This window comes from Flavonifractor hominis (genome assembly GCF_040095835.1).
In the GTDB taxonomy this organism is placed as follows: domain Bacteria; phylum Bacillota; class Clostridia; order Oscillospirales; family Oscillospiraceae; genus Flavonifractor; species Flavonifractor hominis.
In genome coordinates this window covers 135,292-147,119 of record NZ_JBBMFT010000003.1, presented here as the reverse complement: position 1 = coordinate 147,119, position 11,828 = coordinate 135,292, and the positions used below count along the sequence as shown (strand labels likewise).

General features: G+C 62.3%; 9 protein-coding genes. 2 read left to right on the top strand and 7 right to left on the bottom strand.

The features are described from left to right. Window positions 1-48: 48 nt before the first annotated feature. The 7 genes from WMO45_RS06595 to fdrA form a co-directional block, all read right to left on the bottom strand. On the bottom strand, window positions 49-1,263 hold the full coding sequence (locus WMO45_RS06595; protein ID WP_349139774.1) for an Nramp family divalent metal transporter: 1,215 nt from the start codon (window positions 1,261-1,263) through the stop codon (window positions 49-51). Between the two features lie 3 nt (window positions 1,264-1,266). Next, the gene (locus WMO45_RS06590) at window positions 1,267-2,076 is read right to left on the bottom strand and encodes an oxamate carbamoyltransferase subunit AllH family protein (protein WP_349139773.1); all 810 of its coding nucleotides are present in this window, start codon (window positions 2,074-2,076) and stop codon (window positions 1,267-1,269) included. Between the two features lie 12 nt (window positions 2,077-2,088). Beyond that, window positions 2,089-3,678, bottom strand: a complete 1,590-nt coding sequence (locus WMO45_RS06585) for an L-lactate permease (RefSeq protein WP_349139772.1) — start codon at window positions 3,676-3,678, stop codon at window positions 2,089-2,091. Next, a complete protein-coding gene (locus WMO45_RS06580; protein ID WP_349139771.1) occupies window positions 3,675-4,925 on the bottom strand; it encodes a YlbE family protein in 1,251 nt (416 codons plus the stop codon). The genes WMO45_RS06585 and WMO45_RS06580 overlap by 4 nt, the downstream gene beginning before the upstream one ends. 152 nt (window positions 4,926-5,077) lie before the next feature. After that, window positions 5,078-6,025 (bottom strand): carbamate kinase, encoded by a 948-nt coding sequence (arcC, locus tag WMO45_RS06575; protein WP_349139770.1) that lies wholly within the window; start codon window positions 6,023-6,025, stop codon window positions 5,078-5,080. A gap of 22 nt (window positions 6,026-6,047) precedes the next feature. Then, entirely contained in the window at window positions 6,048-7,484 is a 1,437-nt protein-coding gene (locus WMO45_RS06570; RefSeq protein WP_349139769.1) for a YlbE family protein, read from the bottom strand. A 13-nt stretch (window positions 7,485-7,497) separates the two neighbouring features. Continuing rightward, window positions 7,498-9,057: an acyl-CoA synthetase FdrA gene (gene fdrA, locus WMO45_RS06565; protein WP_349139768.1), complete on the bottom strand. Its 1,560-nt coding sequence runs from the start codon at window positions 9,055-9,057 to the stop codon at window positions 7,498-7,500. Between the two features lie 188 nt (window positions 9,058-9,245). Here fdrA and WMO45_RS06560 point away from each other — a divergent pair, with 188 nt between their 5' ends. Further along, entirely contained in the window at window positions 9,246-10,937 is a 1,692-nt protein-coding gene (locus WMO45_RS06560; protein ID WP_349139767.1) for a PucR family transcriptional regulator, read from the top strand. A 28-nt stretch (window positions 10,938-10,965) separates the two neighbouring features. After that, window positions 10,966-11,820, top strand: coding sequence for an alpha/beta hydrolase (locus WMO45_RS06555; RefSeq protein ID WP_349139766.1), 855 nt, complete (start codon window positions 10,966-10,968; stop codon window positions 11,818-11,820). The last annotated feature ends 8 nt before the right edge of the window (window positions 11,821-11,828 follow it).

Below are 11,828 nucleotides of genomic sequence, written 5' to 3'. Positions count from 1 at the left end.
CTCCAATTTCATGCGGGGACGGCGGCTGCCGTCCCCGCGGGATGTGGATCAGAACAGGACATTATAAATGTTGCGCAGGCCCAGGAACAGGGTAACCGCCACGGCAATCAGGCCCACAACGTTGGAGAACAGCTTATTGCGGTAGTCTCCCATCAGCTTCTTGCTATTGGCCACTGCCATAAGCACGATAGCGATGAAGGGCAGAGAGAAGCCGCTGACCGCCTGAGCCACCACGATGATCTGGGTGGGCGTCTTGCTGAACATGGCAAACGCAGTGCCGAAGGCGATGACAATGGTACCCAGAATTTTGGCAGGCATACTGGTGCTGCCGCCCTCCCACTTGAACAGGCGGCTGTAGATGGAACGCATGGTGTAGGATACCGCCACGGCGGAGGACAGGCCGGCAGCCAGCAGGCCGATGTCGCCGATGATGCGGGCCCAGCTGCCCAGTACAGGCTCCAGAGACTGGGTGAACACCAGGGGGCTGGACACCTCGGTGCCGCTCTGATACAGGACGGTAGCGCTGGTGATGAGCATGGACAGGGTGATGACGACGCCGATGAGGATGTTGACACCAATGTCAAACTTAGCGTCGCCCATCTCGTCCAGGGAGTGATACTTCTCTTCGCAGGAGATGGAGTGTACGATCAGGTTGATGCCCACCATGGTGGTGCCGATGAGAGCCAGAGCGCTGACGGTGCTGCCTTCGGGCAGGCTGGGGATGATGCCCCGCAGCACGGCGCCCCAGTCAGGACGGATAACGATGGCAGTGATGAGGAAGAGCACGCCCATCAGGCTGACGAAGATCTGCATGATGGTCTCCAGAGTCTTATAGGAGCCCAGCCAGGTAGTGGCCAGGGCGCAGGCGCCGATGATAAGGGCGGCGGCAGGGATGGGCATATTCACGATATCCGCAAGGCCGCGGGCGGCGCCGATCTCATTGCCCGCCTGGAACGCAAAACAAACGGCCAATACAGTCAGGAAAAAGACGGCCCGTACGATCCATTTCCACACCTGATTTTCAGGGGCCACTGCAGTAGAGGAATCCACCAGGTTCATCCCTGTGGCCAGGGTGGTGCGGGCTGACATTTCCATCAGGATCACCAGGGCGATGCCGGAGAAGACCACCGCCCACAACAGGGCGTATCCGAAGCTGACGCCGGCCACCGTACAGGTGGTGATGGTGCCCGGACCGATAAAGGCGCTGGTGATGATGGCCGCCGGCCCCATGTTCTTCATTCGCTGGGCAAAACTCTTTTTCATACGCTAGTTCCATCCTTTCTCTCTCATACCAATTTGTCTGACCGCAGTCAGTATTCCTTCCAAAATATCACAGCCCGAGGAGTGACCCACATTGAGTAGCAGTTCCACCGCACCAGTTCCCCCACCCACGAGGCTTCCGGCAGCCCGGATGACCGGCGTGGCGGCGTAGCCGTCCAGTACCAGCTCCAGATAGCTGCGGCTGATGTCGTTGGTCCGCCCCAGGAAGGGCCGGATGCCCTGTGCCAGCCGTGGAACCAGCTCCGGGGCGTACATATGCAGAGTCGCCATCGTGCCCAACAGCATGTCGTCTCCCGAAGGAGTAAGCCCCTGGCCAAGTCCCACACAGGACCCGCATGCACTCTGAATCCATTCCATTTCATTCTGCTTCAGGGCCGTCCAGAGGTTGGTCAGCGCCTCCCGCAGACGGCGGTAGAGCAGCCGGGTCACGGCGGTGTCTTCCATCTGGCGCTGCCGCTGAGTCAGCATCTGCCAGGCCCTAGGCCAGTGCTCCGGGCGCTCTTCCAGTCGTGGCACCGCAGTGGATACGGTCTCTACCCGCCCAGCCCAGCTCAGGCGCAGCCGACCCAGACGGACCGTTTCCCCGTCGGCCTGCACCGGATCGCCGGGAGTCAACCCCCAGGTGTCCAGCTCAGGCACAAACAGCGAGCGGGGCAGCATACCGAAGGAAAAGCGGTGAACGGTGATCAACGGACCGTCCGCAGCTTGGATGTTGCAGCTGTTTTGAAATACACTGTGGACCGTTCCCTCCCAGCACGTAGGCAGGGCGGGCAGTCCGACGGCTTGAATATACATACCGGCCTCCGTCTATGGCCGCGTCACGAGGGTCGCGGCAAATATGATCCCGCCGGTCAGACTGACCAGTACCAGCGCGAAAGGCAGCAGCTGCCGCAGTACACGCCCCTCCTGTCCGCCGCATCCGGCGGTGGTGGTCCCAAGAAGGATGGTGGAAGGACCAAGCACCGTACCGATGGCCCCGCCCACCGTCTGGGCCGTGAGAATCACGCCCGGCGCGATGGAGAGCATCTGAGCGGCAGACATCTGGAAACTGCCCAGCAGGATGTTGGACGAGGTATTGGACGAGGTAACAAACGCCCCCAGGATCCCCACAAAAGGGGCCGCCAGTCCGTAGAGTGGGCCAAAGACGCCAGTGACACCGCGGGCCACCACCTCCATAGCCCCGCTGCCCCTGAGGACCTGGGCGCAGATCAGCAGGCATACAATCCCCAGCGAGACGGGGAGCATCTTATGTACTGTGGCCCGCAGCACCGGCCGGAAGGAGCCCGCCTCCAGCCGCCCCCGCCGGCGGTAGACCCACCAGGAGAGGACCACGGTCACCAGCAGCACCGCACCAGCGTGAGTAAAGATGGTCAGCCTGCCGTAAGCCGGCTGGGCTGGATTTCGGTAGCCCAGCGCGGTAACGGTCTCCGGCGTGGACAAGGAGAGACTCACCTGTCCCAGCAGGTGGTTCACCGGCGGGAACAGGAATACAATCACCGATGCCGCCGCCAGGATCACAAAGGGGAGCACGGCCAGCGCCGGCCCGGTCTTGCTTTCTTCTGTGGCTGCCGGCGGCTCTTCGTCCAGAATGGGGGAGTGCTCCACCCGCCAGGGTCTGGTATAAGCCCCCAGCTTCAGGCATCCCGCCGCCGCCAGCAGGGCGGCAGTGGTTGGGAGAAAGGCCGCCACCGTAGGATCGAACAGGGCGGTGAGCAGCTGCCCGCCACCCTGGATGGCGGAGAGGAGCAGCAGCATGGGGGCCATATGGCGCAGGGCCTTTCGCCCGCCGTAAAACCAGCAGATACTCACCCCGCCGGCCAGATCGCAGCCCCAGAGCAGCGCTCCCGTGAACACCACCGTGCCCACGGTGATCCCTCCCTCACCCTGCTGGGCCAGCACGTTCCAGGCCAGCCCCAGCGTTCCGAAGGTATTGGCCCAGGCGTGACCGCACAGGGTAATGACCACCGACCACAGGGGTTTGACCCCCAGGGAGATGAGGATGGGGGCACACACTGCCACCGGCACGCCGAACCCGGAGATGCCCTGCAGGAAACTAGAAAACAGCCAGCTGAACAGGAGAATGGCCATCAGCTGATCCTGGGTGCTGTCCAGGACCAGCCGCCGAATGGCGGGGAAGGCACCGGAGCGAACCATCATCTCATAGAGGAACACCGCCGGCCAGATGGCCAGGAGGATGGAGATGGAGTTCCACGCCCCTTTGGCCACCTCATATCCCAGCAGGACCGGGGATGCCCCCTGAACACCCAGGGCCACCGCAGCTGCGGCCAGCGCCCCCAGAAAGGCGGCCCGCTGGGTGGGCATACGCAGCACCCCAATGGCCACGAACAGCAGTATGATGGGAGCCGCCGCACACAGCCACTGGACCGCGCCGTTCATTCGCCCCGCTCCCGGATCATTTCATCAAAGGCGATGAGGGCCTTGGCAAAGGCCGCAAACGGTACCCGGGACAGGCCGGCGCCGATCATACCCACGCCGGGCTGCTTGCTGACGATGGCGGTATTGAGTCCGGGCTCAATGCCCGTATCCACCACTTTCATCAGGTCGATGCCCAGGGGCAGTCCGGCAAAGTTCTGGCCGGGGATGGTATAGTTCTGATGCTCACCCACGGTAATAGCGCGCATGAGCTGGGTAAACTCGTTGGCCTCGTCAGTATCGGGGATTCCGATGAGCCGGACAATGGCGGGCGAGGCCGCCATGGCGAAGGCACCGAAGCCGTTGACCTCCATGATGGCCGAGTCGCCCAGGTCTGGGTTGGCATCCTCCTCGCTGTAGCCGGAGAAGTACAGTCCCTTCACCAGCGGCGCGGGGGCGGTAAACCACCGCCCTGGCATTCCGCTGACCCGGATGCCCACCTCCACGCCGTTGCGGGCAATGGCGGTAACCAGGGTAGAATTGGGCACGCCCTCGGCGGCGTCGGCGGCGCTCTTATTGGCCGCCATGGCGAAATTGAGGAAGAACTGGTCGTTGCGGCTGGTGAGGAAGGTCATGATCTCCCTCAGCTCCTCCGGCGGACACACCTGGGACAGCGGGGCCGCCAGGCGGTGGAGCAGAACCATGGAGGCAGCAATGTTGCGCATGTGCAGCTCGTCCCCCATGGACAGGGCCTGGGACATGATGGCACTCAGGTCCAGCCCGCCCAGCAGGTCTACGGCCTGCTTGAGCCGGGGGGCCAGCACCGTCTCAATCCATTTCAGGCGGCGGATGGTGTTGTCGGTGCAGCCGCCGAAGCGGATTACGTCCCCCGCCCCCTCGTTGATGGTGCTGAAGGCCAGGTTACCGTAAGTCTCATTGCGCACCACCAGCAGCGGCATGGAATAGGAGGTAACGCCGGTCATGGGTCCCACCACACCCCGCTCGTGGCAGGTGAGATAGCGGATCTTCCCGCTGGCGGCCAATTTGGCCGCCGCATCCCGGTTCTCTGCCAGTCCCTCATAGATCAGTACCGCGTGAACCGCTTCCTGCATGGGAGCGCACATCTGCGGATAGTCGATGGGTGGGCCGGCGTGAAGGATGGTAGAGCGGTCAAATCCCTCCAACACGTCCCCCGCCCGGCGGATATCCACCAGACGCGGCGACGCGCGTTTCAATCGGGTCAGGGCCTCCTGGTTTGCTTGCTGGATCATGCTCCGCTTCTCCTTTCCGGCGGTAAGTATTGGTCATCGTGTCTTTGATTATAAAGCTTCACCGTTCCACCGTCATTGTAGAGACTTACAAAAACAAGTCCATTTCATTGTGCTGCGTGTCCGATTTTGTAAAATCAGGCGCAGTAAACGCCTCAGTTATCGTTACAAATGACGGTACCGCTTGTCCCCTCCAGCGCCTGGGAAAGCTTATCGATGGAGGTAATGAGCACTTCTTTTCCGCCGCTGGCCAGGTAGCCCAGGGCTGCCTCGATCTTGGGCTTCATGCTGCCCGCCGGGAACTGTCCCTGGTCCATGTACTGCTTTGCCTGGGAGACCGTCATGCGGGGAATGGGCCGCTGGGTGGGCTTGCCGAAATCCACAAATACCTGGTCCACGCCGGTAAGGATGACCAGTTTGTCCGCGCTCAGATCCCGGGCGATGATGGCGGCCACCAGGTCTTTGTCCACCACGGCCTCTACCCCCACATAGTGGCCGTCCTCAATGGCCACAGGGATACCTCCTCCGCCGCCGGAGACCACAATGTGGTTCTGGTCCAGCAGGGAGCGGACCGAATCCCGCTCGATGATCCGCAGGGGCTTGGGCGAGGCCACCACCCGGCGCCAGCCACGGCCGGAGTCCTCCTTGAGTACCGCCTCGGGGTGCTCGGCCTGGATCTGCCGGGCCCGCTCCTCGGTATAGAACGGTCCGATGGGCTTGGTGGGATTCTGGAAAGCAGGGTCGGCCGGATCCACGATCACCTGGGTCACCACGCTGGTGATTTTCCCCTGGATGTGCTTGCGCTGGAACATATTGTGCACCGAGCGCTGGAGCATGTATCCCAGCTGTCCCTGGGTTTGGGCGCCGCACAGGTCGATGGTCTGGGGGGCTACCGTATCGGCCGCTGCCTCCACCTGCAGCAGGATATTGCCCACCTGGGGGCCGTTGCCGTGGACCAGCACAATGCGGTAGCCCTTGGCATACAGGTCCACGATAGGGGCGCAGCAGGCGTTCACGTTTTCAAACTGCTCCTCCACCGTCCCCCGCTGTCCTTCTTTCAAGATCGCATTGCCGCCGATGGCAATGACCAGTGTATCCGCCATACTCAGCCTTCCTTTCTGTCTGTCAGATGTTCAGGGACCGGGCAAACGCCTCCAGTGCCCCGGTAAAGCACTCCATAGGGGCCCGGACGATACCGGCGCCCACCTGACCCACGCCGGGTTTCTTGTGGGCCATGCCCGTATTGATGACGGGGGTGATGCCCGTCTCCACCACCTTGCGGATGTCAATGCCCATGGGGGCACCCTTGAAATCCATGTTGGGGATGGTAAGCTGGCTGTTGACCCCCTGGGTAATCTCATACATATCCTTCGTGTAGTTCATGGCCGCCTGGACCGAGTCGGCCCCCACAAAGCGCACCACCGCCGGAGCCGAACCCATGGTGAAGCCGCCGATGCCGTAGGTCTCGGTGATGGCCGAGTCACCCATATCCGGATTGGCGTCCTCCGGGCCGTAACCGGGGAAGAACAGCCCCTTGGGCATAAGCACCGGCGCTTCAAACCACTGCTCGCCCAGAGCCGAGACCTTGATGCCGAAATTGGTGCCGTTGCGGCTCATGGCGGTGACAATAGTACAGTCCGGGATGTCTTTGGCCGCATCACACACCGCTTTGCAGGAGGCCATGGCCAGGTTCAGGAAGAACTGGTCGTTGCCCGAGATGAAATCGGCGATCTCCCCCAGCTGCTCCCGGTCCTCCACCGCCCGGATGAGCGCCGGCAGCACGTCCCGCGCGAAGAGAGAGGATGCGGCGATGTTGCGCTGGTGCATCTCGTCCCCCATGGCCAGGGCCTTGGCCATAAGCACCTTCAGGCTGAAGGGCCCGTGCAACTCCACCGCCTTCTGCAGCGCGGGGGCCAGCACCTGCTCCAGCCATTTGAGCCGGCGGAGCACCGAATCGTCGTTAGCGCCGAAGCGCATGACCTTGCCCAGCCCCTCGTTGACCGTGCAGTAGGCCACGTTGCCGAAGGTCTTGTTCACTACCTTGAACAGGGGCATGGACCAGGTGATCATCCCCGTCATGGGGCCCACGCAGGCCACAGAGTGATTGGGGCGGAAGCGGATCTTTCCGGACTCCACCAGGGCTACAGCTTCCTCCTCGGTATCGGCCAGTCCCTCATAGCGGATGGCGCCGATGACCGCTCCCTTCATAGGGCCGCACATCTCCTCCCAGCGCAGAGGAGGGCCGGCGTGGCCGATGGTATAGCGGTCCATGTCGGGCAGCACGTCCTTGGCGTAGACCATCCCCGCCCACACCGGGTCGCCCTTGTCCATACGGCGGTGGGCCTCCGCGTTGGCCGCCTCGATCCGCTCCGGCGGCAGGCGGCGCAGCTGATCCAGCACCTGGGCCAGCCGGGCATCGCCCCCCGCGGGGGGACGCCAGTCCACTTGTACGGCGGGTACGTTCTGGTCTCTTACCGCCTGATAGAACACCTCCACGCCCACGTTGGCCACGTTAAGTTGGGAGGCAAAAAGCTCATTGATCTGCTGTTTTTTCTCTGCCATGACGCTGCTCCTTTCAGACCGAACGCAGTTGCTTGAGCACGAGGGCCGCCAGGCGGGCAGCCTGGGCGTTGCAGGGCAGGGTCAGGGCCCCCGCCGCTTCCAGCGCCCGCAGCTGGGCGCTGCGGACCTGAGGATCAGCCTCAGTAGCCGTGACGGAAACAATCACCGTCAGGTGCCGTCCGTCCTTGGCCGCCCGCTCCTTGGCCCGCCGGATGGCGGGAGCCAGCTCACCCGCCGGGTCGGCATGGGTGCCATAGCCGCACACGCAGTCCAGCAGCAGCACCCCCACCGTGGGGTCGGCCGCCTCCTGTTCCATTCGCTCCACCCGCTGGCGGAAGTCGATCATGGGGTGGGGCAGTCCGTTGGTGAAAAAGTCGTCCCCCATGTCCAGCAGGGTGTCCTCCCGGCTGGGCGCACCCCCGTCCAGGAGATAGTCCTTGTCCAGCGCGATGTTGGACCAGGTGGGCAATCCCGCCTCCCGCAGCAGCAGGATGGTCTCATAGCACAGGGTGCCGCCGGAGTAGAGCCCACGCAGGTGCTTCTGCTCCGGGCGGAGTTTGGCACACTCCTCTTCGGCCATGGCCCGCAGCATCCCATCGTCCGCCGGGGGCAGCTCGGGCTTCTCTCCCCGGGCGGCCAGCACCGCCAGCCGGGCAGCCTGCTCCAAATCGCCGGCCCATACCACCCGGCTGCCCTCCAGCAGGGCCGGGTCGCCTCCCAGGAAGGCAGCGATCACCGGCTTGTTCACCCCTTCCAGCTGCCGGAGCATCTTCTGCATCACCGACTGGGCCGGGGGCTTGGAGAGGATAACGATGACCTCGGTCTCCGGGTCCTGCTCCAGCGCATCCAGGCACAGGGACATCATCCGCCCCTCCACCTCGGCCTTCAGATCCCGGCCACCGGTGCCCAGGGCCTGGGACACGCCGCCGCCCAGCTGGTCAATGAGCACCGTTACCTCCTGCAGTCCGGTACCCGCAGCGGCCACCAGTCCGATGTTCCCCCGGCGTACCACATTGGCAAAACCCAGTGCGGTGCCGTTGATGATGGTGGTGCCGCAGTCGGGTCCCATCATCAGAAGGCCCTTTTCCACAGCCTGCTTTTTCAGCTCCACCTCATCCTCCAGGGAGACGTTGTCACTGAACAGCAGCACATGCATTCCTAGTTCCATGGCTTTTTCCGCCTCCGCCCGGGCATACCGGCCGGGGACTGAAACCACAGCAAAGTTGACGCCGGGGCTGGCCGTTTTTGCTGCCGCCAACGTTCTGGCCCGCTGCTCGCTTGTCTGCTCGGCGGCGGCCTTTTTCCCGCCGATGTAGTCGTCAAAAAAAGCAATGGCCGCCTGTGCTGCCTGCTCGCTCTCGGCCAGAATGCCCACCACGGTGTCGTTGACGCCGAAGGGCTCCATGTCCGGTCCCAGCAGACCTGCCTGGGTCATGAGTGCGCGGTTGTGGTCGGTACCCATCATGACGGCGGCGTTGATCACCCCGTCCAGCCCCCGCATCATGCTGGAGGCCACCATCAGCGTCACGGAGTCAAAGTAAAGATGTTTACGTACCTGATTTTTGGTAATCAAGAGATCCCCTCCCGTGCATCGTCTTTCGTTGATAGCACTAGAATAGCATTCGACTTATTCCCGCTCAATGTAGGAACTTCCAAAAGCCGCTGTATCTTTTTGGGCTGCGTGCCCAAAACTTTTGCTTGTGTTCTGAGCCAGGTTGGGGTATGTTAAAAAAGAAGCAATGGATAAAAGGAGCATGTACCATGGAGGTCACAGTATCCGATTTTCTGTCCCTGTGCGGACTGGAGGGGGTCCGGCTGGTGGCCGGACAGCAGGGGGCCGACCGGGTCATCACCCGCACTAACGTCATGGACAATCCGGACAGTCTGGACTGGCTTATGCCCGGAGAATTTCTGATGAGCACCGGCTATCTTTTCCGGGAAAACGAAGCGCTCCAGCGCAGCATCATCCCCGCTCTGGCCCAGATCAATTGCGCAGGGCTGTGCATCAAGGTGGGGCGGTATCTGGATACCATTCCATCCTGCATGCTGCGGGAGGCTGACCGGCTGGACTTTCCCATCATCGCGCTGCCCTTTGGCTACTCTCTGTCTGCAGCCGCCGAACTTCTGAACCAGCGGCTGTTTGCCCAGAACGACCAGCAGTTGGAAAAGACGCTGGAGATTCACCGGGAAGTCATGCGCACTGCGCTGACCTCCAACGGACTGTTCAAGCTGACGGAGACCCTGGTGCGGCTCATCGGCAATCCTGTACTGGTCACCGACAGCAGCTGGAATCTGCTGTGCTGTGTGGACCGGCCGGACAACCCGCTGCCTCTGGACCGGCACCTCAACACCGCCGGCAAGCAGCCTCCCTTCCCCGAACCGTTTTTACAGACGCTGCCTGACGGTCTGCGCCACTATAAAAAAGCGGTCACCCGGATCTTTTCCATCAATGAACACCACAGCGTCCCCTGCCGCATTCTCCCCATCGCCGCCCACAGCTTCATCTACGGCTATCTTATCGTGTGGGAATCGGTACGCAGTCTGGGGGAACTGGACTATGTGGCTCTGGAACAGGTAGCGGTGGTAGCCGCGCTGGAACGGATCCGCGCCAAAGAAGTAGAGCAGACCAAGCTGCGGGTACGCAAGGACTTTTTGGACGACCTGCTCTCGGGCAATATTGAGTCTCAAAACGCCGTGCGTTCCCTCGCCAAGCTCCATGGGCTGCAGTTTGAAAGTCGCTACCGCTGCCTGGTGGTACGCTGGGGGCCGGAGGAAGTGCCTCCCGAACAGCTCCAGCGGGAGCAGGACAGGCGCCCCCAGGAGACCGAACGCATCATCGCTGCCGCCGATCAGGCCGCGGCCGAGACCGGCGTCAGTCTGATCCCCATTCCCCGCGGCGTACAGCTGGTGCTGTTGGCCGATCTGGGGCAGGAGGCAGATAAAGCCAGCCGAGCCCTGCGCCGGATGGCCCATCGGATGGTAGAGCTGCTCAACGCCGATCCCACCGCTCCCCGGATCCTGGTGGTGGCAGGCAAGACCGTCCCTGTCCTTTCGGAGGTGAGCCGCAGCCTGCAAAACGCCCAAAACGGGGTCCACATGACACGCACTACCGCCATCCGGGAGCAGGTCGTGTTTATGGACGATTTTGCCGCCTACCAGCTTCTCAGCGAACACGTCAACCGGGATGCCCTGCGCCGCTTTTCCCAGGCTGCCGTTGGCCCTCTGCTGCGGCAGGACGCCAAGAGCGGCACTCAGCTGGTAGAAACGCTGGAGCAGTATTTTCTCCATAACGGCAGCATCAGCGATGCGGCCAAAAGCATGTATATCCACCGCAATACCTACATTTATCGTCTGGAAAAAATCAAGGGACTGCTGAATACGGATTTGAAAAATTCCAGGAAACTGCTGGAACTCCAGCTTGGACTGCTGGCTTACCGTATTTTGGAACATTGAGCGCCCGAATCCGCTTTTGGGAGGGACTATGAACACCTTTACGTTTGATTGCTGCGGCGTGCCCGTAGGCGCCGATCTCTACCCCGCCATCGGCCCGGCAAAAGCCGCCATCCTCTATTTTCACGGAGGCGGGCTGCTGTATGGCCGCCGGGACGACCTGCCTCAACCTTACATTCAGGCCATCACCGGACGGGGATATCATCTGATCTGCCTGGACTATCTGCTGGCACCTGAGAGTCCTCTTCCCCAGATCCATGCCTGTGCCGACCGGGCTCTGGAATGGTTTTTGGCCGCACGGGAGGGGGAACTGGGCCTGGGACACTGCCCCTTTGTGCTCTTCGGCCGGTCGGCGGGAGCCTACCTGGCGCTGCTGCTGGCCCATCGTCTGGGCCTGGCCGGCGGGGAACAGCCGCTGGCCCTTTGGGCCTTTTATGGCTATCACGACCTGCGTCATCCCTTTTTCACCAGCCCCAGCCCTCACTACCAGATGCTCCCTCAAATCGACCGTTCCCTTATCCCTGACCTGTGGAATGCCCCTCCGGTGTCCTCGGCCCCCATTGAGAGCCGCTTTTTTCTCTACGTCTACGCCCGCCAGCAGGGTGCCTGGCCCCGTTTTCTCACCCGCGATGTGGAGGACTGGGGGCGCTTTTCCATTTCGGACGACGGTCTGCGCCGCCTGCCTCCTACCTTTCTAACCGCCAGCACGGCCGATCAGGACGTGCCCTTCTCCTTCTCCCGGAAAATGAGCCTCTTTATCCCGGACAATCAGTTCCTGCCGGTATACGGGTTGGAGCATGACTACGACCGGGACCCCGCTTTGGCAGAGAGTCAGGCACTGTACCGGGAATGTCTGGACTGGCTGGACCGAAAAGTCACCCCGTAACGGAGGTC

What these genes read in the sequence shown, in the direction of transcription:
- arcC (WP_349139770.1), bottom strand. Translation starts at nt 6,025, where the DNA reads ATGGCGGATACACTGGTCATTGCCATCGGCGGCAATGCGATCTTGAAA.
- WMO45_RS06560 (WP_349139767.1), top strand. Translation starts at nt 9,246, where the DNA reads ATGGAGGTCACAGTATCCGATTTTCTGTCCCTGTGCGGACTGGAGGGG.
- WMO45_RS06570 (WP_349139769.1), bottom strand. Translation starts at nt 7,484, where the DNA reads ATGGCAGAGAAAAAACAGCAGATCAATGAGCTTTTTGCCTCCCAACTT.
- WMO45_RS06595 (WP_349139774.1), bottom strand. Translation starts at nt 1,263, where the DNA reads ATGAAAAAGAGTTTTGCCCAGCGAATGAAGAACATGGGGCCGGCGGCC.
- WMO45_RS06555 (WP_349139766.1), top strand. Translation starts at nt 10,966, where the DNA reads ATGAACACCTTTACGTTTGATTGCTGCGGCGTGCCCGTAGGCGCCGAT.
- WMO45_RS06580 (WP_349139771.1), bottom strand. Translation starts at nt 4,925, where the DNA reads ATGATCCAGCAAGCAAACCAGGAGGCCCTGACCCGATTGAAACGCGCG.
- WMO45_RS06590 (WP_349139773.1), bottom strand. Translation starts at nt 2,076, where the DNA reads ATGTATATTCAAGCCGTCGGACTGCCCGCCCTGCCTACGTGCTGGGAG.
- WMO45_RS06585 (WP_349139772.1), bottom strand. Translation starts at nt 3,678, where the DNA reads ATGAACGGCGCGGTCCAGTGGCTGTGTGCGGCGGCTCCCATCATACTG.